This is a genomic window from Kineococcus endophyticus, assembly GCF_040796495.1.
GTDB lineage: Bacteria > Actinomycetota > Actinomycetes > Actinomycetales > Kineococcaceae > Kineococcus > Kineococcus endophyticus.
Genome location: NZ_JBFNQN010000011.1, coordinates 69,707 through 92,304, shown reverse-complemented (window position 1 = coordinate 92,304; position 22,598 = coordinate 69,707). Strand labels below are relative to the sequence as shown.

Genomic DNA, 22,598 nt, shown 5'->3' with positions numbered 1-22,598 from the left:
CCGGGGGAAATGGTTCGGGAACGACGAAGGCCCGGACCGTGTGGTCCGGGCCTTCGCCTCGTGAGTAGCGGGGACAGGATTTGAACCTGCGACCTCTGGGTTATGAGCCCAGCGAGCTACCGAGCTGCTCCACCCCGCGTCGTGAGACCAACCTTACGCGCTGGTGGACGGGAGGCCAAATCGCGGCCTCCCGTCCCGCATCGTCAGGGCGTCGGCGTCCCCGTGGGGGTGTCCCCGCCGGTGGGCGGGGCGCTGCTCGCGGACGGGGTGGACGTCGACTCCGGCGCCTGCCCCTCCTCGAGCCGGGCCTCGGCGCTGGTGGCGGCGTCGACCGCCGTGCGCAGCCGGTCCTGGGCCTCGCCGTAGGCGGTGAAGTCACCGCGCGACAGCGCCGCCGAGGAGTCGTTGATGGCCTGGCGGGCGTCGGTCAGCGCCTGCTGCAACTGCTGCTGCGGGGACCCCGACGGCGCCGCCGTGGCCCCGTCGGTCGGGGTGGCCGACGGCGACCCGGTCGGGGTCTGCGTGGGCGTCCCCGTGGCGCCGTCGGTGGATCCGCTGCCCGCGTCACCGGCCGTCGCGCCGGAGTCCCCGCCGAAGACCTCCTTGAGGGCCTCGTCGAGGGTGTTCGCGATGGCGATGTTGTCGCCGAACACCGCGACCACGCGGCTCAGGCGCGGGAAGGAGTTGTCCCCCGTGCTGCGCGCGTAGATGGGTTCGACGTACAGCATCCCGCCGCCGACGGGCAGCGACAGCAGGTTCCCGTAGATGACCTCGGACCCACCGCCGACGCTCAGCAGCCGGACCTGGTCGGCGACGGCCGTGTCGGACCGGATGTTGTTCTGGATCTGCACCGGACCGTTGACCGTCGTCGACTGCGGCAGCTCCAGGAGCCGGATCTTGCCGTAGTCCTCCCTCTTCTCCCCCGCCGCCGTCCCGGCGTCGGAGTCGACGGCCGCGAACCCGCGCAGCACCTGGGTGCCGGAGTTGTTCTGCGTGGAGGCCGGCACGTAGGTCGTCGTCAGGCTGAACCGTGCCGCGTCCTGGTCCGGCATCCGCAGCGTCAGGTAGTACGGCGGCTGCGCGGCGCGGGCGTCGTTCGGTCCCTCGGGAGCGGTCGGGTCGGCCGGGACGTTCCAGAAGTCCTGCCCCGTGAGGAAGGACGCCGGGTCGGTCACGTGGTAGCTCGACAGCACCTCGCGCTGCACCTTGAACATGTCCTGCGGGTAGCGCAGGTGCGACATGAGCGAGGCGTCGATGTCCGCGAGCGGTTTCACCGCACCGGGGAACGCCTTCATCCAGGACTTCAGGACGGGGTCGGACTCGTCCCACTCGTACAGGGTCACCTTGCCGGAGTAGGCGTCGACCGTGGCCTTCACCGAGTTCCGGACGTAGTTCACGGTGCGGTCCTGCAGGGCCTGCACGCTGCTGCCCTGGGTCTGCGTCAGCCGGTCCGCGGTCGCTTCGCCGAGTTCGGTCTGCGCCGCGTACGGGTAGGACGACGACGTCGTGTACCCGTCGAGGATCCACACGACGCGACCGTCGACCACGGAGGGGTAGGCGTCGCCGTCCATCGTCAGCCACGGGGCGACCTTCTCGACGCGCTCGCGCGGGGTGCGGTCGTAGAGGATCTTGGAGTCCGGGTTCACCGAGCTCGACAGCAGGATGTTCTGGTCGCCGAACTTCAGGGCGTAGACGAGCTTCTCGAAGAGGTTCCCCACGTCCACGCCGCCGGAGCCGTCGTACTGGGTCGTGGCGAACCCGCCGGCCGAGCTGTCCGGGTAGTCGATCTCGTTGTCGCGGCCACCGACGATGGAGTAGTCGGTCGTCCCCTCGCCGAAGTAGATCCGCGGCTCCTCCACGTCGATCTCCCCCGTGGTGGGGACGTTCGACTCCAGGTAGCTGGGGCTGCCGTCGGGCGCGCGGTCGTTCCCGCGCGCGACGACGACGCCGTAGCCGTGGGTGTAGATGGTGTGCTCGTTGACCCAGGTCCGCTGGTTCGGCGCCAGCCCGGCGAGGTTCAGTTCGCGGGCCGCGACGACGGCGTCCTGGGGGGCCCCGTCCACTCCCGTCGGGTACCGGTCGACGTCGAGGATGTCGGGGAACTTGTAGTACCCGCGCTGGCCCTGCGTCTGCTGGAACGCCGCCCCGACGACCGAGGGGTCGAGGAGCCGGACGCTGGGGATCGTCTGGGCGTCCTGGCTCAACTGGCCGGACTCGGCCGTGGTGTCGGCCTGGTAGGACTGCACGTCGATGTCGGCGAGGTCGTACGCCGACCGCGTCGCCTCGATGTTCTTCCCGACGTACGGGGCTTCCAGCGCCTGCCGGTTCGGGGTGACCTGGAAGCGCTGCACGGCCCACGGGTAGATGCCGCCGATGGCGATCGCGCTGACGACGAGCAGGCCGGTGCCGATGGCCGGCAGCCGCCACGACACCCCGGCGGCCGCGGCGATGAACAGCAACGCCACGACGACCGCGATGATCGCCAGGATCGCCTTCGACGGCAGCACCGCGTGGTCGACGACGTACGTCGGGCCGACGACGCCGTTGACGTGACCGGCCGGGCTCACGAGCGTCTCGTAGCGGTCCAGCCAGTACCCCACGGCCCGCAGCAGCAGGAACGCGGCGGCCAGGGAGGCGAGGTGGATGCGCGCGGCGCGCGTCGTGCGCTGGCCCCCGCCGGACAGCCGCAGCCCGCCGTAGAGGTAGTGCGCCGCGAGACCGGCGATGCCGCCGAGCACGACGGCGGCCGTGAGGAAGCTCACGATGAACGTCAGCCACGGCAGGGTGAAGACGTAGAACCCCTGGTCGATGCCGAACTGCTGGTCGTTCGTGCCGAAGTCGGTGCGGTTGAGCCAGAGCAGCACCGTCTCCCAGCGGCTCATCGCGACCGATCCGCCGAACAGGCCGGCGGCCACCGACAGGGTGATGACGACGACGCGGCGCAGCGGTTCGAGGGACTCGCGGTACCGGTCCAGGCCCGCCTGCTCCGTCGACATGGGCGCGTACACGGGGCGGCTGCGGTAGCCGATGGTCAGCGAGACCCCGACGGCCGCGGCCAGCAGGAGGCCGCCGACGACGAACAGGCCGAGCTGCAGCCACAGCTTGGTGGTGAAGGTGGAGAGGAACCCGAGTTCGCCGAACCACCACACGTCGGCCGTGATGCGGGTGCCCACCACCACCGCGACCAGCAGCGCCACGAGGATGAGGACGGTGGGCAGGGCTGCGCCCCGGCGACGACGCCGGAGCACCGGCCGCGATGGACGGCGTGGGGGAAAGCTCACAGCCAGGCAACTTACAAGCCCCCGTCCGGGTGCCCCGCGTCGAGCGTTGCGGCGCGATCGTGACCGGATCGTCACCTCGGGCCACTGCAGCACCGACGTCGGCGTCCACCCGACGGGCCGTGGGACCATCGGGGCCGTGAGTTCCGACGCCAGCACCCGGTCCGCCCCCGTGTCCCCCGGCCCCTCCGGGCTGTGGCGGACGGTCGCCGAGATCGAGCGCTACGTGGCCTCCGACGGCTGGGGCGCGCCCCTGCGCCTCTTCGCCCTCGTGCGCACCGCCGACGCCCTGGACCGCGATCCGAGCCTCGCGCGCCGGCTGCCGCCGAACGTCCTCGACGAGGCCCGCGCCGACCCCGACCACCTGACGTCCGTCGAGCAGGAGGGCGTCCCGGCCGTCGAGGACCTCAACGAGCTGCTCGGCCAGCTGGCCTGGCCCGCCGGGGTCGACGGCGCCGCGCTCGTGGTCGAGAAGATCCTCGTGCCGCCGGACGCCGAGGCCGAGGTGCGCGCCGCCACCTCCAGCGACGACGAGGAGGGCCGCGCCCGCGCGCTGGCCGCCCACCCGCTCGCCGAGGACGTCCGCATCGCCGTCGGCGTCCTGCGCGACGGCCGGCACGAGTGCGCCGTCCGCTCGCGCTCGAAGGACTCCGACGGGGAGGTCGCGACCGGCGCCGACCTCGTGCCGGGACTGGTCGGGGCGCTCGCCGCCACCCTGCAGGACTGAGCCCGCCGGGCTGCCGGCCCGCCGGTCCCGCCCGGTCCGACGCGCCCGCACACCCGGGGGACACCCATCGGGACACCCACGTGGAGCGAGCTGTGGGTGTCCCCGACGCGTCGCCCCCACGACGTCGAGCAGACACCCACGGCTGTTCCCACGCCCGGTCCCACGCCCGGTCCCACGTGGGTGCAGCCGTCGGACCGGCGCGGACGTCGTGGGGGCGACGTCGACGGCGTTCCCAGACCCGGTCCGAGGTCGGACCGGTCGTGGGACCAGGATCAGGGCCGGGCCAGCGGCACGCGGGTCAGGACTGCTCGCACGTCGCGAGCGTCGACCCCTGGCCCTTCCCGATCGCCTCGACGGCCAGCCGCGCCTCGTGCAGCGTCGAGATCGGCACCACCGTGATGCCCGACGGCGTGGCCCCGCGCACCTGCGAGCACTCCTCGCGCGGGGCGAGGAACCAGCGGGCCCCGTCCTGCTGCGCACCGATCACCTTCTGCCGCAGACCACCGATCTGCTGCACGGTGCCGTCGGCGGCGATCGCGCCCGTCCCGGCGATGTGCTGGCCGCCCGTCATGGCCCCCGGCGTCAGCTCGTCGACGATCGCGAGGGCGAACATCGTCCCCGCGCTCGGGCCGCCCACGTCGTCGATGGCGATGTCGATGGTGAAGGGGAAGCGGTAGTCGACGTGCGGGGTGATCCCCAGCAGCGTCGTGCCGTTCGCGGCGACCGTCCGCGTCGTGACGGTCCGCGCCTGCCCGCCGCGCGTGATGCCCAGACGCACCTCGGCGTCGCCGGGCAGGGCCCGGACCGCGGCCTGCAGCGCGGGGAAGTCGGCGACGTCGCGGCCGTCGACGCTGGTGACCACGTCGCCGGGTCGCAGGACGTCGGCGGCGGGGACCTGGGCGTTCACCTCCTCCACCTGGGTCGTCGTCGTGCTCGGCACCTCGATGCCCAGCTCGGTGAGGGCCGCGACCTTCGCGTTGGTCTGCGAGCCCGTCATCTCGGCGGCCGACTGCGCGTCGGCCTCCTCCTGCGACTGCTGCGGGGGGAAGTACAGCTCGCGCGGCACGACGTTGACGTCGGGGTCGATCCAGTCCAGCAGGGTCTCCCCCAGGCCCATCTCCAGACCGGGACCACCGCGCAGGGAGACGGTCGTCAGGTCGAGCTGACCGTCGGTCGGGTAGGTCTGCCGTCCGGAGATCTCCACGAGCCCCTTGCCGTCCGACGGGCTGCCCAGCACGTCCGTGACCGGTCCGGGGCTGAGCGCGACGTAGGGGACGTGGACGATGCCGAAGACCGCCGCGAGCGCGATCGCCACGAAGGCCGACAGCGAGAGCAGGGTGCTGCTCGCCCCCATCGCACCGCTGCGCGCCGCCGCCTCGGCGGTCGGGTCCTCGGCGGGCGGTCGACCGCGGAGCGTCCCCGCGGGGTCCGTGGCCGGGTCCGGTGCGGGGTCGCTCGACACCCCGTCACCCTACGGTCGCCGGCTGGGAGGGCGCCGGACGTCCGCTGCACCCCGTCCACGCACCCCCGGCCGAGCCGTTCGCCCACGGCGCAACCGGCGCCGACGGCGGAACGGCCGCCACCCGCCGCTCGTCGGGCCAGGGGCGGGAGGCCATGATGGACCCGCAGGTCGACGAGCGGAGGACACGGTGGGCCAGCGAGACGACGTGACGCCGGGCGAAGAGCCGGAGGAGGGGCGCGACCGCCCCGAGGACGGCCAGGAGGGCCAGGGCGGGCGCGAGGAGCGTGGCGGGCAGCCGGGCTTCCGACCGTCCGGGACGCCCGGGAAGAAGCCGGAACCGCGCAGCGGGGACTCCGGCGGCCCGGCCAACCCCCTCGAGGAACTCCTCGGTCCCCTCTTCGGCGGCCAGTTCCCCGGGGGCCAGTTCCCCGGGGGCCAGTTCCCCGGTGGCTTCCCGGGCGGGTTCCCCGGCGGCGCTCTGCCGCAGGGCATCCCGGGCTTCGGCGACGCGGGCTTCGACCCGGCCATGATGGGCCAGATCCTCGCGCAGCTGCAGAAGTTCCTGTCCAACCCCTCCGACGAGCCCGTGAACTGGGAGGTCGCCCACGACCTCGCCCGGCAGGCCGCGGCCGCCAAGGGCGACCCCACGCCGCACGCGGTGGACCGCCGCGAGGTCGACGACGCGCTGCGTGTGGCCGACCTCTGGCTCGACGGCGTCACCGACCTCGCGCAGGCCGCGACGTCCCTGGAGGCGTGGAGCCGGGCGGAGTGGGTCGAGAAGACGATGCCCGTGTGGCGCCAGCTCGTGGAGCCGATCGCCGCGAACGTCGCCTCGGCCATGGGGGACGCGATGGCCTCCCAGGCCCCGCCGGAGATGGCGGCGATGCTCGGGTCGGCCGGCGCCATGCTGCGCCAGGTCGGTGGCGGCGTCTTCGGGATGCAGGTCGGGCAGGCCGTCGGCCAGCTCGCCGGCGAGGTGCTGTCGACGACCGACGTCGGGCTCCCCCTGTCCCCCACCGGTCGCGCCGCACTGCTGCCCGAGAACGTCCGTGCGTTCGCCGACGGCCTCGAGGTGCCGATCGACGAGGTCCGCCGCTACCTCGCGCTGCGCGAGGCCGCCCACCAGCGCCTGTTCGCCCACGTGCCGTGGCTGCGCGCGCACCTGCTGGGGTCCGTCGAGTCGTTCGCCCGCGGCATCTCCGTGGACACCGACCGGATCGCCGAGGCCGCGCGCCAGGTGGACCCCTCGAACCCGGAGTCGCTGCAGGAGGCCATGCAGTCCGGCATCTTCGAACCCGAGAGCAGCCCGGAGCAGAAGGCCGCTCTCGCCCGCCTGGAGACGGCGCTCGCCCTCGTCGAGGGCTGGGTCGACCACGTGACGCACGAGGCGGCGGGGAACGTCCTGCCGCACGCCAACGCGCTGCGCGAGACGATGCGCCGCCGCCGCGCCACGGGCGGGCCGGCCGAGCACGCCTTCGCCGTCCTCGTGGGGCTGGAGCTGCGTCCGCGCCGGGCGCGCGAGGCCAGCGCGCTGTGGGAGCAGCTGCTGACGCGCGGTGGCCGCAGCGCGCGGGACGCGGTCTGGGACCACCCCGACCTGCTACCCGTCGCGGCCGACCTCGACGACGCCGACGCCGCGACGCGCTTCGTCGACCGCCGGCTCGACGGCTCGGGCCCGCGGGGCGGGGAGCCGGTCGAGGACGACATGGACGCGGCGCTGCGCGAGCTGCTCGACGGCGGCTCCGGCGGTGCCGAGGGCACGGGCGAGGACCCGAAGGCCTGACCCCTCCGGACCCGGCGAGCCCGGACCCGCTCACCCCTGCAGGACGGGGTCCGGGTCCGGGCTCTCCTGCGTCAGGGCCAGCGGGTCCTGCAGCAACCGCGTGAAGGCGAGCTCGGCCGCGCCCAGGACGGTGGAGCCCTCCCCCAGCGCCGACGTCCGCACCGTGATCCCGGCGCGCATGGCGGGCATGACGAGCCGGTCGACCCACGGCATGACGTCGTCGCGGACCTCGGGCCACAGCCGGTGCCACAGCCCCTCGCCGAGGACGACGGCCTGCGGGTCGAAGAGGTGGACGATGTTCGCCAGCCCCCGGGCGAAGGCCCGCGAGAGCTTGTCGCGGGTGCGGCGCGAGACGACACCGCCGGCGGCCAGACGGGCGAGGACGAGGTCGGCGATGTCGGGGGCGTCCGGGTCGAGGTCGAAGGGTTCGGCCCAGGCCGCGGCCAGCGTCTCGCTCTCCCAGCAGCCCCGGCTCCCGCAGCGGCAGGCCCGTCCGTCGGGGTCGACGCTGACGTGCCCGACCTCCCCGGCGTACCCGCGGTGGCCCGTCAGGGGGTGCCCGCCGGTGAGCACGCCGCCACCCAGACCGTAGGTGCCGCAGAGGTAGACGACGTCGCTCAGCCCCACGGCCGCCCCGCGGCGGTGCTCGGCGATGAGCCCGAGGTCGGCGTCGTTGGCGACGTCCACCCGCAGGCGCTGCCCGGTCGCGGCCTCCAGCCCGGCCGCGACCACGTCGGCGAACGGGGCGTCGCGCCAGTCCAGGTTCGGGGCGTGGGCGATGACCCCGTCGCCCGCGCGCACGAGGCCGGGCACCGCGACGCCGACACCGGCGAGCAGCCCCGGCGGCGACTCCGCGAGCAGGTCGCGGGCCGCCGCGGCCAGCAGTTCCGCGGCCCGCGCGGGGGTCGGCGGGGCGGAGGTGGCGACCGTGCGGCGCCCGCGCACCGCGCCGCCGAGGCCGACGCGGACGACCTGGACGGCGTGCACGTCCACGTAGCCGGCGAGGACCTCGGCGCCGTCGGTGCGCGGACGGACCTCCAGGGAGGGCCGGCCCACCCGCCCGGGCGCCCCGTCCGAGGGGGCCTGCTCGACGAGCAGGCCGGCCTCGACGAGGGCACCCACGAGGGCCCCGATGGTCGAGCGGTTGAGGCCGAGCTCGCGGGTCACCTCGGCCCGGGTCACGCCGCCACGGGCGTGGACGAGGCCCAGGAGCGTCGAGAGGTTGTGCCGCCGGACGTCCTCGGTGCCCCGACCACGCACACCCCCACCCGCCGGCCCGTCCACGGACGGGCTCAGACGGCCGAGGACGCGCGACGGCGCCGGGAGACGGCGTCGACCGTCGCGGCGAGCAGCAGGACGGCGCCGGTCACGAGGTAGTTCACGTACTGGGCCTGGCCCAGCAGGCCGAGGCCGTTGGCGATCGCCGCGATGACGAGACCGCCGATGACGGCGTTGGACACGCGGCCCTTGCCGCCGAACAGGCTGGTGCCGCCGATGACGGCCGCGCCCACGCCGAGCAGCAGCGTGTTCGCCCCACCGGAGCCGGGGGCGACGGAGTTCAGCCGCGAGGCGTCGATGACGCCGGACAGGGCTGCCAGCGAGGAACCGATCATGAACACCGACATGCGGATGCCGCGGACGGAGATGCCGGCCCGGCGGGCCGCCTCCGGGTTCCCGCCCACCGCGTACACGTGCCGACCGTAGCGGGTGCGCCCCAGGACGAGCGTCAGCAGCACGAGGAGCACCGCGATGAGGGGCACCGACCACGGGACGCCCGCCAGCTGGATGCTGGCCACGCGGGCGCGGTTCCGGCTGAGCACCGCCGTCACCACGACGAGGACGGCCAGCACGACGACCAGGCGCGCCACGACGACGCCGAGGTTGTCCCGGGACAGCCCGCGACGACGCTGCCCCGCCCACCGTCCGAGGCTCACTGCGGCGTACCCCAGGCCGGCGACGGCGGTGAGCACCCACCCCAGACCGACCGGGACGTTGGAGTTGGCGATGGCGACGATGACGTCGTCGCGCACGGCGATGGTGCCGCCCTCGCCGATGAGGCGCAGCGTGATGCCCTGCACCCCGAGGAAGAACGCGAGGGTCACGACGAAGCTGGGGATCCCGACCCGGGAGACGAGCAGACCGATGAGCGTGCCGAGCACGAGCCCGGTCGCCAGGCCGGCCAGCAGGCCGATCACCCAGTTCACGCCGCCGGAACGCAGGACGAGCGCCATGACCGCTGCCGACGCGCCCCCGGCGACACCGGCGGACAGGTCGATGTCGCCGAGCAGCAGGACGAACGTCAGGCCCATGGCCAGGACGATGATCGAGGACGCCTGCACGAGCAGGTTCGCGATGTTCCCCGGCGTCGGGAACGTGTCCGGGCGCAGGGCGGAGAACAGGACGAACAGCACGACGAGGCCCGCGACGGCGGGCAGGGAGCCGATGTCGCCGCCGCGCAGCCGGGCCACCCAGGCCGCGATCCCCTCGCGGAAGGTGGGTTCGGCGGCGGGCTGGGCCAGGGCGCTCCCGCCGCTGCCCGTGGCGCGGGCGAGCTGGACGATGCGTTCCTGCTCGGTGAGCGGAACCCCGTCGGCGTCCGGCGCGGTGCTCGGTTGGGCGGTTCCCTCCGGCCCCTGGGGCGGGAGGTGTCCGGTGGTCGACATGGGTCTCCTCAGACCGGGGCGGAAGCGGTGGCGGGCGCGAGACCGAGGTCCCCGGAACGGCCCGTGGTGATGAGTTCGACGACCTGGCTGCTCGTCACGTCGCGGGTGCGGACGGTCGCGGCGGACCGCCCGAGGTAGAGCGCGGTGATCTGGTCGGCCACCTCGAAGACGTCGCTGAGGTTGTGCGAGATGAGGACCACGCCGAGGCCGTTGTCGGCGAGCCGGCGGACGAGGTCGAGGACCTGCCGGGTCTGGGCCACGCCGAGCGCGGCCGTGGGTTCGTCCAGGAGCACGACGCGGGAGTTCCACAGCACGGCCTTGGCGATCGCGACGGTCTGCCGCTGCCCGCCGGAGAGGCTGGAGACCAGTTGCCGCACCGAACGGACGGTGCGGACGGACAGGCTCGCCAGGGTCTGGCGGGCGAGTTCCTCCATGGCCGGCTCGTCGAGCAGCGGACCGCGCAGCTTCTCCCGGCCGAGGAACATGTTCTGGACGATGTCGAGGTTGTCGCACAGCGCGAGGTCCTGGTAGACGACCTCGATGCCGAGCGCGGCGGTGTCGCGCGGGCTGGTGACGGTGACGGGGCGGCCCTCGAACAGGTACTCCCCCGCGTCCGTCGGGTGGATCCCGGCGATGCACTTGACGAGCGTCGACTTGCCCGCGCCGTTGTCGCCGACGAGGGCGGTGACCTCGCCGGCACGGACGTCGAGGTCGACGCCGTGCAGGACCTGGACGGCACCGAAGCTCTTGTCGATGCCGCGCAACGACAGCAGCGGGGAGTTCTCGATGGTGGAACTCATGGGCCCCTCCTTCGGGAGCACGGCCCACCCACCGGGCCGCGGGGGCCCGGTGGGTGGACGGTCGGACGGTCCGGTCAGGAGATGCCGAGTTCGGTGCAGTCGGCGGCGAAGTCACCGGTGCACAGGTCGGACGCCTTGACGAAACCTGCGTCGACGACGGACTTCACCTTGTCGCGGGTGATGAGCTGCGGGTCCAGCAGGATCGACTTCACGTCGCGCTTGCCGGTGGTGTCCTGGACGGTCCCGGTGGTCTTCGGGGTCTCGCCCTTGATGAGGGCGATGGCGATGTCGGACAGCGCCTTCGCCTCCTGGTCCACGGGCTTGTAGACCGTCATGCACTGCGACTTGGCGAGGATGTTCTGCAGGCCCTGCGTCGTGGCGTCCTGGCCGGTGACGGCCACCTTCCCGGCGAGGCCGTTCTTGGCCAGGATCGAGATCGCCGCGTTGCCGAGGCCGTCGTTGGCGGCCAGGACGCCGTCGATCTTGCCGCCCTGCTGGGTGAACATCTGCTCGAAGATCGTGGCCGCCTGCTGGTTGTCCCAGTCCGGCACGGCCTGCTCCGCGACGACCTTGTAGTTCGTCATCGGGTCCAGGACGCTGTGCGCGCCCTTGGAGAACTGGGTGGCGTTGTTGTCGGTCGGGGAACCGTTGAGGTAGACGATGTTCTTGTCCCCGCTGCCGAGGCACTGGGCCAGCCCCTGGCCCTGCTCCTCGCCGACCTTGGTGTTGTCGAAGGAGACGTAGTAGTCGGCGGAACCGCCCAGCGTGAGGCGGTCGTAGTCGATCGTCTGGACGCCCTGCTTCTTGGCCTTGGCCTCGATGGCGGCGCCGGAGTCGGAGTCGAGGTTGACGATGGCGAGGACCTTCACGCCCTCGGTGAGCATCTGGTCGGCGATGGTCTGCATGTTCGACGCGTCGCCCTGGGCGTTCTGGATGTCGGCCTTCACCCCGGCCGCCTCGAACGCCTTCTGCAGGAGCGGGCGGTCGAAGGACTCCCAGCGGGCCGACGACTTCGTGTCGGGCAGGATCACGCCGACCTCGGCGGCGGAGGAACCCCCGCCGCCCCCCGAGGCCGAACCCGTGGACCCCGCGTCGCTGCCGCCGCAGGCCGACACGAGGAGGACGCCGGCGACCGCGGTCGCGAGCAGGACGGAGGATCGAGTGCGCATGGATGCCCCTTCGCATCTTCCTCTCCCGGCGGTCGTCGCCGGAAGTAAGTTGTGCGCCGCAACATACGCTCGCGCGTCCGCGCTGACCAGATCCGTGACCGTGTTGTGACCTGCACGCGCCCGCTGGTCGACCGAGGGCGCACGCAGGGGCCGGACCCGCGTCGTGCCGGTCCGGTGGGGAGGAGCAGGTGGGCGTGGGGAGGGGACTCAGCCGGTGGTCGGCAGGACGTCGGGCGCGGGGCCCGTTCCGGCATCGCCGAGCTCGTCGTCGACCTCGTCGTCCTGGTCGTGGTGCCCCGGACCCTCGTGGCCCGTCGCGTGGTCGATGCCGGCGAGGAAACCGCGGGCCCGTTCGGTGCGCGGGTAGGACTCCAGCAGCCCCCAGAACTGCCGCGAGTGGGTGGGCACGAGCAGGTGCGCCAGCTCGTGCAGCAGGACGTAGTCGAGCACCCAGCTCGGCATCCCCTGCAGCCGGCTGGAGAGCCGGATGCTCGCGTCGGCGGGGGTGCACGAGCCCCAGCGGTGGTGCTGGTTGTCGACCCACGTCACCGACTGCGGACGGGCCAGGCCGTCGAGGTGGCGGCGGGACAGCTCCCGTGCCCGGTCGAGGAGGTCGCCGTCGAGGGGGTTGCGGCGGCGGTCCGCGGCCTCGAGCCGCGTGACCATGCGCTCAACCCACTCGCGCTCCTCGACGGAGCTGAACCGGGCGGGGATGAGGACGACCGTGCGGTCCCCGTCCCGGTAGGCCGAGACGGTGCGGGTGCGGCGCCGGCTGCGACGCACGTCGACGTCGCGCAGGTCCAGGACGGGGTGAACGGGAGGCTGTTCGTCCGACTCGCGAGCGGGCTCGGCGGGGCGCTCGACGACGGAACCGTCCACGTGCGGGGACGCCGTGCCGAGGACCGCAGCACCCTCTTGGTGAGCCCTCACCTCCGGCAGGTTACCCTGCGCCCCCGCGCGACGGGCCTGGAGTGATCATCGGGACGCGTCGTGTCCGGTCCAGCACGGTCCGCCACGTGTCCGCCCTGCGTCCCCGGTGCCCGCACGCCGCTCGGGCGCGCCGACGCGCCCCGCGGGCCCGCACGCGGCACCATGCCGACAGCAGAACGGCCCACCACCGTGGACCGGCCGTCCCCGGACCGCACCGGTCCGGGCCGACACAGAGGAGTGCACATGGCCGACACCTGGAGCGGCGAGTTCTACTGCGTCAAGTGCAAGGAGAAGCGGGAGGCCGAGGGGCAGGTCGTCGAGACCAACGGCCGCCGCATGGCCAAGGGGAAGTGCCCTGTCTGCGGCACCAACCTCAACCGCATCCTCGGCAAGGCGAGCTGACCCGCCCCCGCGGCCGGGCCTGTGGACGACGCACGGGTGCGGCGGACCGGCTGCGGCACAGTGGCCGCGTGCCCGGTCCCCCGCTCGGTCCCCCGCTGACGGCTCCCGCACCACCGGCGTCGCCCGTCCCCGCGGGGGTGCCCGTCGTGCGGCGGCCCGACGGCCTCCTGCAGGTCGGCTCCTCCCCGCGGACCGCGGTGCTGCGCACCGACGTCCCGACGACCCCGGGTGCCGGGCGTCGCGCGGGGACCCCGGACGAGCTGCTGGCGTGGGCCGCCTACGACCCGGCCGGCCCGACGCCCGCGCAGCGAGCGCGGGTCCGCGAGCGTGCGACCGTGGCGGTGGCCGGCTCCCCCGCCGTCGTGGACGCCCTCGTGCCGTTGCTGGCGGCCTCGGGGGTGGGCCGGCTCGTGTGCGACCGGCCGCTGGCCGGCACGACGCCCTCGCAGGGCCCGGCCGACCTCCTCGTCCTCGTCGACGACCACGCCGCCGACCCGGTGGCCTGCGACGGGGTGCAGGCCGACGGGGTGCCGCACCTGTCGGTGGTGCTGCGCGACACCGACGCGCTCGTCGGGCCGCTCGTGCTGCCCGGGCGGTCGGCGTGCCTGCGCTGCCTGGACCGGTGGCGCAGTGACGACGACCCGCTGTGGCCGGCCGTGCGGACCGGGCTCCTGGCAGCGGCCGCACGTCCGGCCGACACGGCCGCCGCCCAGGTGCTCGCCGGCCTGGCCGGGTTGCAGGTCCTGACGCACCTCGACGGCGGCCGGGCCGCGACGGTCGGGGCGATGCTCGAAGTGCTGCTGCCCGAGGGCCGGGTGCGGTACCGCTGGTGGCGGCCGCACCCGGCGTGCGGGTGCACGGACCTGCCCGTCCCCTGACGGGGGCGGGCAGGTCGCGGACGGGTCAGACCGCGAGCAGTTCGCGGTCCTCGCCGGTGGTGCTCTCCGCCAGTTCGGCGGCGCGGTCGGCGCGGACCGCGAGGACGAGCGCCCGGCGGGCGGCGACCTCGGCCCGCCGACGGGCCCGCAGAGCGCGGGCGGTCCGGATGCGGGCGGCGTCGCGGTGCGCGGCGGCCACCCGTTCTCGGAGCAGTTGTTCCTCGACGTACGACATGGCGACTCCTGGGGTTCTCACGTGGGGTCCCCGTCCGCTCAGGCGGCGACGGGGTGCTTGCGGGGACGGCCGCGGGGGCGCTTGCGGGGTACGACGACCCCGGCGAGCACGAGCTGCCCGCCCCAGACGCCCCAGGGTTCGGCGCGCTCGAGAGCGCCTGCGAGACAGGCGTTCGCGAGCGGGCACTCCTGGCACAGCGACTTGGCGAGTTCGACGTCCTCCGGCTTCTCGGCGAACCAGAGTTCGGAGTCGAAGCGGCGGCAGGGCAGCGGGTCCGGCGTGTGGCGGCGGCTCACGCCGCTCACCTCCCTCTCTCGTCCGGTGGTTCCGGTGGTGCGGTCGGTGCGGGTGATCGGTCGGGTCCGGCGGATCGTGGGCTGGGTGTTCAACTGTTTCTCCGGCGGTGGTGGTTCGGCGTCGAAGAGCCCACGAACGCAAAATGGCCGCGGACCCGAGGTGTCGGGATCCGCGGCCTGGAGGCTGCCGGTCGAGAGGTCTAGACCGGTGGACTCGAGGTCGAGGGTCCCGCAGACGGGAAGAGGGAGGCGCCGTAGGCACCCGTGACGTCCATGACGTCCTTGCGCAGCCGCCCGTCGATGGCCGGCAGCAGGCGCACTCCACCCGTGGAGACGACCCGGGTGGAGGCGTGGCTGCGCTCCCACGGAGCGCACGCGGACGCCGGGACGGCGGTGCGGACGGGCAGGGCGACGGGAGCGGCGATCGGCGAGATCTGCGTCGTCGCGATCTGCATCGTGGTGTTGCTGTCCATCGGTCCGCCCCCCTCTCGTGCACGTCCGCGCAGGCCCGGTGGCCGCGCTGTGGTGTTCCTGACTCTAGGGGCACCCGCGCGAGGACGACAACGTCTTTTTCCGCGCGTCGTCCGGACGAGTTTCCCGGCCGGTTTCAACCACCTCGTGACCCGTTGTCGCGCAACGGGTCGAGCATCAGCCGGCGAGGACCTCGAGGACCTCGTCGCCGTACTTCTCCAGCTTGGCCGGACCGACGCCCCCGATGCGGGACAGGTCGGTCGTGTTGGTGGGCACGGCTTCGGCGATGGCCATGAGCGTGGCGTCGGTGAAGACGACGTAGGCCGGGACCTCGGCGGCCTTGGCCGTGGCGCTGCGCCACTCGCGCAGCTTCTCGAAGACCGCCTCGTCGTAGCTGGCGGGGCAGTCGGCGTGCCGGCGCAGCTTGCGGTCCACCGCGACGCTCAGCGCGCCGCCGCAGACGCGGCACGTCATGGGACCGGAGCTGCGCTGCTTGGCGGCCGACCCACCGCCCGCCGGCCGGCGACCGGCCGGGGTGGCCTGCGGACGGACGGCGTCGAGGAACCGGGAGGGTTTGCGGGTGGCCCGGCCGCCGGGGGTCCGGGAGTTCGCCCAGGACAGGTGGATCCCCTCCCGCGCGCGGGTGACGCCGACGTACAGGAGCCGTCGCTCCTCCTCCACGTCCTCCGGGGTCTCGGCGAACGAGATCGGCAGCAGCCCCTCGCTCACCCCCACGAGGAACACCACGTCCCACTCCAGGCCCTTGGCGGCGTGGAAGGAGGCGAGCGTCACGCCGTCGACGGTGGGCGCGTGCTGGGCCTGGCTGCGCTCGACGAGCTCGTCGACGAGGTCGGCCACGGTCGAGCCGGGCCGCTTCTGCGCCAGCTCGTCGGAGAGGACGACGAGGGCCTGCAGCGACTCCCACTTCTCGCGGGTGGCGCCGGCGGCCGTGGGGGCGGTGGGCGCCCAGCCCACGGAGCCCAGGACGGCGCGGGTCTCCTCACCGAGGTCGTGCCCGGGCAGGGCCGAGCGCGCGGCGCCGCGCAGGAGCACGACGGCGTCGCGCACCTCCTTGCGGGAGAAGAACCGCTCCCCGCCGCGGACGACGTAGCCGACCCCCGCGTCCGCGAGCGCCGACTCCAGCGCCTGCGACTGCCCGTTGGTGCGGAACAGCACGGCGATGTCCTTGGCCGAGCGACCGGCGCGGATCTCCGCCGCGATGCGCGCGGCGACCCCGGACGCCTCGGCCACGTCGTCGTCGTAGGCCGTGAACGACGGCGGCGGGCCCGAGGGCCGCTGGGCGATGAGCTCGAGGCGGGCGCGGGCGTGCAGGCCCGTCGCCTGCGAGAGGACGGAGTTCGCCAGCTGCACGACCTCCGGCGTCGAGCGGTAGTCGCGCACGAGGCGGACGACCGTCGCGCCCGGGTGGCGGCGGGGGAAGTCGAGCAGGTGCTCGGGCGTCGCGCCCGCGAAGGAGTAGATGGTCTGGCTGGCGTCGCCGACGACGCACAGGTCCTGCCGGCCACCGAGCCACAGGTCGAGCAGGCGCTGCTGCAGCGGGGAGACGTCCTGGTACTCGTCGACGACGAAGTGCCGGTACTGCTCACGGACCGTCGCCGCGACGTCGGGCCGCTCGTCGAGGATGCCCGCGGTCAGCAGCAGGACGTCCTCGAAGTCGATGACGGCGCGGTCGGTCTTGACGTCCTCGTACGTCCGCACGAGCCGGGCGACCGTCGCCAGGTCGAGGCCGCCGGGCTCGCCCCGCCCGGCCGCAGTGGCGACGCGGACGTAGTCGTCGGGGTCGACGAGCATGACCTTGGTCCACTCGACCTCCGCCGACAGGTCGCGCACCCGCGTCCGGTCGGCCTGGATCCGCAGGCGGTGGCACGCGTCGGCGATGAGCGAGGCCTTGTGCTCCACGAGGTTCGGCAGCGTGCCGCCGATGGACTGCGGCCAGAAGAACTGCAGCTGCCGCAGCGCGGCGGCGTGGAACGTGCGGGCCTGGACGCCGCCGACCCCGAGGTCGCGCAGGCGCGTGCGCATCTCCCCCGCCGCGCGCGCGGTGAAGGTCACCGCCAGCACGCGGTTGGGGACGTAGGCGCCGGAGTGCACGCCGTAGGCGATGCGGTGGGTGATGGCGCGCGTCTTGCCCGTGCCCGCCCCGGCCAGCACGCACACCGGCCCGTCGAGCGTCGTGGCCACCTGGCGCTGCTCGGGGTCCAGTCCGTCGAGCACGCCGTCGGCGTCCTGCCGGGTCGTCGGGGTCGTCATGAGGTCCGTCATCGCCCGGGCATCTTCCCCCACACCGGCGGTGCTCCGCCGCACCCGGGGCGGCGCGTTGTGGACGACGGGGTCACCGCGGGGTGGGTGGTCGGGTGGCCGGCGGGGTGGGTCGTCGTGCACGGGGTGGCCCCGTGCCCGATCACTGCGCACGGGGTGGCCCCGTGCCCGCGGGCCCATCGCCCCCGGGCGGACCAGGTCGGGCGAGCCGGGCGCCGCGCCGTCGGGGAAGATCGGGACGGGCGCCAAGGTTGCAGCGGGCGTCAGGGATCCACAGTCCGTGGTGAGGACGAACGAAGGAGCGGGACGACGTGTCCACGATCGAGGCCCCGGCGGCCGGCAGCGTCACCATGTTCACGACGACGTGGTGCGGCTACTGCCGCCGTCTGAAGTCGCAGATGGACCGCGAGGGCATCAGCTACTCCGAGGTCAACATCGAGGAGGTCCCGGACGCGGCCGAGTACGTCATGCAGGTCAACGGCGGCAACCAGACCGTCCCGACCCTGCTGTTCCCCGACGGCTCCGCGGCCACCAACCCCTCGCTCGCCGAGGTCAAGGCCAAGCTCTCCTGACGGGATCCACGACGAGCACCTTCCGGCCCACCGGTCCCCGCGAGTTCGCGGACCGGTGGGCCGCGTCGTTGCCGGCGGGGGCGCGCGTCGGCGTGGACGGCGCCGTCGACGCGGACACCCTCTGGTACGCCGAGCACCTGGCGCAGGCGCTGCGCGACGCCGCCCGGCCCGTCCTGCTGACCACGTGGCAGGGGTTCTGGCGGCCGCGCTCGCTGCGGTACGAGTTCGGCCGCGACGACCCGGACGCCTACCTCGACGGCTGGCTCGACGTCCCCGGCCTCTACCGGGAGGTGCTGGAACCGCTCGACGCGCCGACCGGACGCCGGTGGGTGCCCTCGCTGTACGACCCCGAGACCGACCGCGCCTCCCGCGCGCGTCGTGAGGACGTGGCCGACGACGCGGTGCTGGTGCTCGCCGGGTCGTTCCTGCTGACCAACACGCTGCGCTGGGGGTTCGACGCCGTCGTGCACCTCACGACGTCGGAGGCGGCCATCCGCCGGCGCGTCCCCGAGCAGGACGCCGACCGGGTCGTGGGCGGGTGGCAGCGCTACCTCGCCACCGAGGGCCCGGTCGACGCGGCGACGGCGGTCCTGCGGTGCGAGGACCCCCGTCACCCGGCCGAGCTCCTGCGGGACTGAGCGGGACGCTCAGACCCAGGGCCGGTCCTCGACGGGCAGCGGCCCGCCGTACCAGGCCTCGATGAGCCGGCGGGCGATCGAGACGCCCGGGGGCGGCAGCACGCCGCCGGTCCGCAGCTCCTCGGCCAGCTCCTCGCGGGAGAACCAGCGGGCCAGGGCGATCTCGTCGCCGTCGACCTTGATGTCCGTCGTCGTGGCGCGCGCCGCGAAACCCACCATGAGGCTGGCCGGGAACGGCCACGGCTGGCTGCCGAGGTACCGGACGTCGTCGGGTTCGGTGCCGATGACGATGCCGGCCTCCTCGAACGCCTCGCGCCGCACGGTGTCCTCGAAGCACTCCCCGGGTTCGACGAAACCCGCGAGCACGGAGTAGCGGTTGGCCGGCCAGATCGGCTGGTGCCCCAGCAGGAGCCGGTCGTCCGGCGAGATGATCGCCATGATCACGGCGGCGTCCGTGCGCGGGAAGTGCTCCTTGCCGTCCGGCTCGGCCTTGACCCAGCCCGACGTCGTCGCCGCCAGCGGCTGGCCCGTGCGCGGGGAGAACCGGGTGACGGCGTGCCAGTTGCCCATGGCCAGCGCCTCGGTGAACAGGCCCGCGTCGCGCGCCGGCAGCTGCTCCCCCACCTCGCGCAGACCGCGCCACTCCTCCCCGCCGGCGGCGCCGTCGGTGCTCTCGGGTTCGGCCTCGGCCGAGACGAGGGCCACGTGGTGGACGCCGTCCTCCACGCCCAGGTACAGCTGCAGGTCCTCCGGGCCGGGCGCGGCGACCTCGCCCGGCGCGCGCAGCACCAGGCGCGGCCCCTCCGGCGTGTCCACCACGGGCGCCCGACCCGCGTGGACCTGCAGGACGAGGGTGTCCGGCGAGGCCCACAGCTCGGCCAGGCGCGAGGCCGGCGTGCGGTCCACCCCGTTGCGGTCGACGTGCTGGCGGGACAGGGCGAGGTTGCGCAGCGGAGGGCTCGGGAGCGGCACGGGGGTCACACCTGCACCCTAAGCAGCCCCCCGCGCAATACCGTGGGGGCGTGCCAGCCCGCTCGCCCCGTGTCCTCGCCGCCCTCGCCACCGCCGCCGTGCGGAACCTGGACGTGGTCGCGGCCGGTCCGGCCGAGGACGACGGAGCCGACTTCGACGTCGCGCTCGCGGTCGGCGCCGACGGCACGCGGTACGTCGTCCGCGCCCCCCGACGGGCCGCGGCGGCCGCCGCCCTCGACGCCGAGGTCGACCTGCTGACGGGGCTCCACCGGCTGCACGACCCGCTGCCCTTCGCCGTGCCCGAGGTCGCCGGGACGCTGGCGCTGCCCGACGGCGGCCGCTGCGTCGTGCACCCCGAGCTGCCCGGCCACCCGCTGGACCCGGGCACGCTGCGTCCCGGTCCGGGGCTGGCCGCCTCCCTCGGCACAGGCCTGGCCGCCCTGCACCAGATCGACGGCTCGGTGTTCAGCGAGGCCGGCGTCCCGGTCTACGACGCCGAGGAGTACCGGCGCCGGCGGCTGTCCGAGCTGGACCGCGCCGCCGGGACCGGTCACGTCCCCCCGCGCCTGCTGACCCGGTGGGAGGCGCTCATGGAGGACGTCACCCACTGGCGCTTCGCGGCGACCCCCGTCCACGGCGACCTCGTGGGCGAGCACGTGCGCACCGACGGCGCGAGCGTCACGGGCGTCACGGGCTGGGTGGACGCCAAGATCGCCGACCCCGCGGACGACTTCGCGTGGCTCGCGGTGGGTGCGGACCCGGACGCCCTGGAGTCCGTGCTGGAGGCCTACGCCCACGCGCTGCCCGAACCGCCCGACCCCGACCTGCTGCTGCGGGCCCGGCTGGCCGGCGAGCTCGCGCTCGCGCGCTGGCTGCTGCTCGGGCTGCGCATCGAGGACCCGGAGATCGTCGAGGACGCACGGCGGATGCTCGACGAGCTCGCCGCCCACGCCGACGCGACCCCCCTGGGCTGAGCGGCGTGCGCGTGCGCCTGGCCTCGGTCAACGCGGCCTCGGGCCGGGACCTGCGCAGCGGCCGGGTCGACACGCCCGCCCTCGTCCACGCGGTGGCGCGCCTGGACGCCGACGTCGTCGCGGTCCAGGAGGTCGACCACCTGCTGCCGCGCAGTGGCGGTGTCGACCAGACCGCGCTGCTCGCGGCCGGACTGCGCGCGCACGGCTGGTTCGCGGCCACCGTCCACGGCACACCCGGTGCGCCGCAGGGGATCCGGGACGCCCACCGGACCGTGCCGGACGAGCCGTCCTACGGCATCGCTCTCCTCGTGCGCGGGGCGTTCGACACCGCGCTGGGCTTCCGGGAGCTGCGCATGCCCGCCGGCCGCGGCCGGCTGCCCGTCCTGGACCCGGCGTCCGGACCACGGCTGGTGCCGGACGAGCAGCGCGTCGTCGTGGCCGCCGTCGTCCAGACACCGGCCGGTCCGCTGAGCGTCCTGGGCACCCACCTGTCGTTCACCCCCTGGCAGGCCGGCCGCCAGCTGCGCTCGGTGCGGGAGTTCGCCCGCACCCTGCCCCGCCCGCTCGTCCTGCTGGGCGACCTGAACCTGCCCCCGGGGATCGTCCGGCGCGTGCTGCCGTGGCGACCGCTCGTGACCGGGCCGACGTTCCCGGCCCCCTCGCCCAAGGTGCAGCTCGACCACGCCCTCGCCGACGGACTCGACGAGCAGGTCCGGGTCGAGTCCCGCATCGAGCAGGTCGGGGGCAGCGACCACCGGGCCGTCGTCGTCGACCTGCACTTCTGAGCCCTTCCGGGACCCGGTCGCTGCGACCGCAGGCCCGTGCCAGGGTCGGACCGTGGCCGCTCCGCTGCTCCTCACCGGCGCCTCCGGGCGCGTGGCCCGTCTGCTGCTGCCGGCGCTGAGCGACCGGCCGCTGCGGCTGCTGGACCGGACCGCGCCGGCGGACCCGTCGGAGGTCCCCGCGGGCGCCGAGGTGCTCACGGGCGAGCTGACCGACCGCGCCCTGCTGGCCCGGGCCGTGGACGGGGTGGACGCGGTGGTGCACCTCGCGGGCGACCCGAGCCCCACCGCGACGTGGGACGACCTGCGCGGCCCCAACGTCGACGGGTTCGCCGCCCTGCTCGGCGCCGCGTCCGAGCACGGCGTGCGCCGCGTGGTCCACGCCAGCTCCGTCCACGCGATGGGCCGGTACGAGGCGAGCGGTCGCGTTCCCGTCGACCCGACGTGGGCACCGGCCCCCTGCTGCCCCTACGGCGCGACGAAGGCGTTCGACGAGGCCGTCGCCGGCGTGTTCTCGCACCGGTGGGGGCTGAGCACGATCGGCCTGCGCCTGGGGGCCACCGTCCCCGCCCCCACCGTCCGCAGCCAGCTGCGCGGCTGGTTGGGCCCGGAGGACCTGCGCGACCTCGTGACGAGGGCGCTGCAGACCCCGGTCGTCGCGGGCGTCTACCCCGCGGTCTCCGGCGCGGAGCACCCGCACTGGGACCTGCGGCTCGCCGCCGACGACCTCGGCTACGTCCCGCGCCTGGACTCCAGGGACCACGCCGCCGCCGTCGAGGACGACGGGACGGACGTGGCGACGTGCCCGCCGCCGGACCCGGTGGGGTGAACAGCGGGGGCCGTCACCCGTCGACGCCCGGCTCGCGCACCAGCCGCAGCAGGACGTCGTTGAGGGCGGCCGCCTCCTGCGGTGCCAGGCCCAGCTGGTCGGGTCGGTTGGCGTCCTGGAGCCGAGGCCAGACCGCCGCCAGGAGGTCCTGACCGGCGGCCGTCAGCACCAGGGGGTTGCGGCGGCCCTTGCCCCGGTCCTCCTCGCGCGCCACGAGCCCCCGCGCGACGAGGCCGTCGAGCACGCCGCTGAGCGACTGGGGGCGGACGAGCACCTCCCGGGCGAGCCGGGCCTGCGTGAACCTCTCCCCCGTCGCCAGGTGCGACAGCACGCCGAACTGGACGGGCGACAGCCCATGGTCGGCGAACAGCTGCGTCAGCTCGCGCTGCGCCCGGTGGGCGGCGCGGATGAGCGTCCAAGTGACGAGCCTGTCCAGGTCGTCCGTCGTCAGGTCCAC

At 74.5% G+C, this 22,598-nt stretch carries 22 protein-coding genes and 1 tRNA gene; 9 read left to right on the top strand and 14 right to left on the bottom strand.

Annotated features, from left to right (window positions below; all coding sequences use genetic code 11):
• Positions 1–65: 65 nt before the first annotated feature.
• Both AB1207_RS16290 and AB1207_RS16285 read right to left on the bottom strand, forming a co-directional pair.
• Positions 66–139, bottom strand: a tRNA-Met gene (locus AB1207_RS16290).
• 64 nt (positions 140–203) lie between these two features.
• Positions 204–3,248: a UPF0182 family membrane protein gene (locus AB1207_RS16285; protein WP_367639441.1), complete on the bottom strand. Its 3,045-nt coding sequence runs from the start codon at positions 3,246–3,248 to the stop codon at positions 204–206.
• Between the two features lie 169 nt (positions 3,249–3,417).
• Here AB1207_RS16285 and AB1207_RS16280 point away from each other — a divergent pair, with 169 nt between their 5' ends.
• The gene (locus AB1207_RS16280) at positions 3,418–4,005 is read left to right on the top strand and encodes a PPA1309 family protein (RefSeq protein ID WP_367639440.1); all 588 of its coding nucleotides are present in this window, start codon (positions 3,418–3,420) and stop codon (positions 4,003–4,005) included.
• Positions 4,006–4,303: 298 nt separating this feature from the next.
• Here AB1207_RS16280 and AB1207_RS16275 read toward each other — a convergent pair whose 3' ends face one another.
• Positions 4,304–5,467, bottom strand: coding sequence for a YlbL family protein (locus tag AB1207_RS16275; protein ID WP_367639439.1), 1,164 nt, complete (start codon positions 5,465–5,467; stop codon positions 4,304–4,306).
• Positions 5,468–5,654: 187 nt separating this feature from the next.
• On the opposite strand from AB1207_RS16275, the gene AB1207_RS16270 reads away from it, so the two are divergent.
• Positions 5,655–7,250 carry a zinc-dependent metalloprotease gene (locus tag AB1207_RS16270; protein WP_367639438.1) on the top strand — a complete coding sequence of 532 codons (1,596 nt, stop codon included), beginning with the start codon at positions 5,655–5,657 and terminating at the stop codon, positions 7,248–7,250.
• A gap of 30 nt (positions 7,251–7,280) precedes the next feature.
• On the opposite strand, the gene AB1207_RS16265 is transcribed toward AB1207_RS16270, so the two are convergent.
• From AB1207_RS16265 to AB1207_RS16245, 5 genes are all read right to left on the bottom strand, one after another.
• Positions 7,281–8,510, bottom strand: a complete 1,230-nt coding sequence (locus AB1207_RS16265) for an ROK family transcriptional regulator (protein ID WP_367639437.1) — start codon at positions 8,508–8,510, stop codon at positions 7,281–7,283.
• Positions 8,511–8,542: 32 nt separating this feature from the next.
• Positions 8,543–9,913 carry a sugar ABC transporter permease gene (locus AB1207_RS16260; protein WP_367639436.1) on the bottom strand — a complete coding sequence of 457 codons (1,371 nt, stop codon included), beginning with the start codon at positions 9,911–9,913 and terminating at the stop codon, positions 8,543–8,545.
• Between the two features lie 8 nt (positions 9,914–9,921).
• On the bottom strand, positions 9,922–10,713 hold the full coding sequence (locus AB1207_RS16255) for an ATP-binding cassette domain-containing protein (RefSeq protein WP_367639435.1): 792 nt from the start codon (positions 10,711–10,713) through the stop codon (positions 9,922–9,924).
• A 74-nt stretch (positions 10,714–10,787) separates the two neighbouring features.
• Entirely contained in the window at positions 10,788–11,882 is a 1,095-nt protein-coding gene (locus AB1207_RS16250; RefSeq protein ID WP_367639434.1) for a sugar ABC transporter substrate-binding protein, read from the bottom strand.
• 207 nt (positions 11,883–12,089) lie between these two features.
• On the bottom strand, positions 12,090–12,821 hold the full coding sequence (locus tag AB1207_RS16245; RefSeq protein ID WP_437178966.1) for a M48 metallopeptidase family protein: 732 nt from the start codon (positions 12,819–12,821) through the stop codon (positions 12,090–12,092).
• A 234-nt stretch (positions 12,822–13,055) separates the two neighbouring features.
• Here AB1207_RS16245 and AB1207_RS16240 point away from each other — a divergent pair, with 234 nt between their 5' ends.
• Positions 13,056–13,214, top strand: coding sequence for a DUF5679 domain-containing protein (locus tag AB1207_RS16240; RefSeq protein ID WP_366169429.1), 159 nt, complete (start codon positions 13,056–13,058; stop codon positions 13,212–13,214).
• A 68-nt stretch (positions 13,215–13,282) separates the two neighbouring features.
• Complete coding sequence (locus AB1207_RS16235; protein WP_367639433.1) at positions 13,283–14,092, top strand: hypothetical protein; 810 nt, start codon at positions 13,283–13,285, stop codon at positions 14,090–14,092.
• Between the two features lie 25 nt (positions 14,093–14,117).
• On the opposite strand, the gene AB1207_RS16230 is transcribed toward AB1207_RS16235, so the two are convergent.
• The 4 genes from AB1207_RS16230 to AB1207_RS16215 all read right to left on the bottom strand — a co-directional run bounded on the left by AB1207_RS16230 (position 14,118) and on the right by AB1207_RS16215 (position 17,365).
• Positions 14,118–14,327, bottom strand: coding sequence for a hypothetical protein (locus AB1207_RS16230; protein ID WP_367639432.1), 210 nt, complete (start codon positions 14,325–14,327; stop codon positions 14,118–14,120).
• Between the two features lie 38 nt (positions 14,328–14,365).
• Positions 14,366–14,632 (bottom strand): WhiB family transcriptional regulator, encoded by a 267-nt coding sequence (locus AB1207_RS16225; protein WP_367639431.1) that lies wholly within the window; start codon positions 14,630–14,632, stop codon positions 14,366–14,368.
• Between the two features lie 191 nt (positions 14,633–14,823).
• Positions 14,824–15,096, bottom strand: a complete 273-nt coding sequence (locus AB1207_RS16220; protein ID WP_367639430.1) for a hypothetical protein — start codon at positions 15,094–15,096, stop codon at positions 14,824–14,826.
• A 175-nt stretch (positions 15,097–15,271) separates the two neighbouring features.
• Positions 15,272–17,365 carry an ATP-dependent DNA helicase UvrD2 gene (locus AB1207_RS16215; RefSeq protein WP_367639429.1) on the bottom strand — a complete coding sequence of 698 codons (2,094 nt, stop codon included), beginning with the start codon at positions 17,363–17,365 and terminating at the stop codon, positions 15,272–15,274.
• A 320-nt stretch (positions 17,366–17,685) separates the two neighbouring features.
• Between AB1207_RS16215 and AB1207_RS16210 the strand changes: the two genes are divergently transcribed.
• Both AB1207_RS16210 and AB1207_RS16205 read left to right on the top strand, forming a co-directional pair.
• The gene (locus tag AB1207_RS16210) at positions 17,686–17,946 is read left to right on the top strand and encodes a mycoredoxin (protein WP_367639428.1); all 261 of its coding nucleotides are present in this window, start codon (positions 17,686–17,688) and stop codon (positions 17,944–17,946) included.
• A 92-nt stretch (positions 17,947–18,038) separates the two neighbouring features.
• Positions 18,039–18,584 carry a nucleoside/nucleotide kinase family protein gene (locus AB1207_RS16205; protein ID WP_367639427.1) on the top strand — a complete coding sequence of 182 codons (546 nt, stop codon included), beginning with the start codon at positions 18,039–18,041 and terminating at the stop codon, positions 18,582–18,584.
• Between the two features lie 9 nt (positions 18,585–18,593).
• On the opposite strand, the gene nudC is transcribed toward AB1207_RS16205, so the two are convergent.
• The gene (nudC, locus tag AB1207_RS16200) at positions 18,594–19,565 is read right to left on the bottom strand and encodes an NAD(+) diphosphatase (RefSeq protein WP_367639426.1); all 972 of its coding nucleotides are present in this window, start codon (positions 19,563–19,565) and stop codon (positions 18,594–18,596) included.
• A 41-nt stretch (positions 19,566–19,606) separates the two neighbouring features.
• On the opposite strand from nudC, the gene AB1207_RS16195 reads away from it, so the two are divergent.
• From AB1207_RS16195 to AB1207_RS16185, 3 genes are read left to right on the top strand one after another with little or no spacing between them, the layout of a single operon-like run.
• Entirely contained in the window at positions 19,607–20,530 is a 924-nt protein-coding gene (locus tag AB1207_RS16195; RefSeq protein WP_367639425.1) for a phosphotransferase, read from the top strand.
• 5 nt (positions 20,531–20,535) lie between these two features.
• Complete coding sequence (locus AB1207_RS16190; protein WP_367639424.1) at positions 20,536–21,315, top strand: endonuclease/exonuclease/phosphatase family protein; 780 nt, start codon at positions 20,536–20,538, stop codon at positions 21,313–21,315.
• Between the two features lie 52 nt (positions 21,316–21,367).
• Entirely contained in the window at positions 21,368–22,141 is a 774-nt protein-coding gene (locus AB1207_RS16185) for an NAD-dependent epimerase/dehydratase family protein (RefSeq protein WP_367639423.1), read from the top strand.
• A gap of 13 nt (positions 22,142–22,154) precedes the next feature.
• Here AB1207_RS16185 and AB1207_RS16180 read toward each other — a convergent pair whose 3' ends face one another.
• Positions 22,155–22,598, bottom strand: coding sequence for a MarR family winged helix-turn-helix transcriptional regulator (locus AB1207_RS16180; protein WP_367639422.1), 444 nt, complete (start codon positions 22,596–22,598; stop codon positions 22,155–22,157).

Coding starts and splice junctions, on each gene's coding strand:
- AB1207_RS16260 (WP_367639436.1), bottom strand. CDS start 9,913: ATGTCGACCACCGGACACCTCCCGCCCCAGGGGCCGGAGGGAACCGCC.
- AB1207_RS16255 (WP_367639435.1), bottom strand. CDS start 10,713: ATGAGTTCCACCATCGAGAACTCCCCGCTGCTGTCGTTGCGCGGCATC.
- AB1207_RS16250 (WP_367639434.1), bottom strand. CDS start 11,882: ATGCGCACTCGATCCTCCGTCCTGCTCGCGACCGCGGTCGCCGGCGTC.
- AB1207_RS16240 (WP_366169429.1), top strand. CDS start 13,056: ATGGCCGACACCTGGAGCGGCGAGTTCTACTGCGTCAAGTGCAAGGAG.
- AB1207_RS16230 (WP_367639432.1), bottom strand. CDS start 14,327: ATGTCGTACGTCGAGGAACAACTGCTCCGAGAACGGGTGGCCGCCGCG.
- AB1207_RS16220 (WP_367639430.1), bottom strand. CDS start 15,096: ATGGACAGCAACACCACGATGCAGATCGCGACGACGCAGATCTCGCCG.
- AB1207_RS16215 (WP_367639429.1), bottom strand. CDS start 17,365: ATGACGACCCCGACGACCCGGCAGGACGCCGACGGCGTGCTCGACGGA.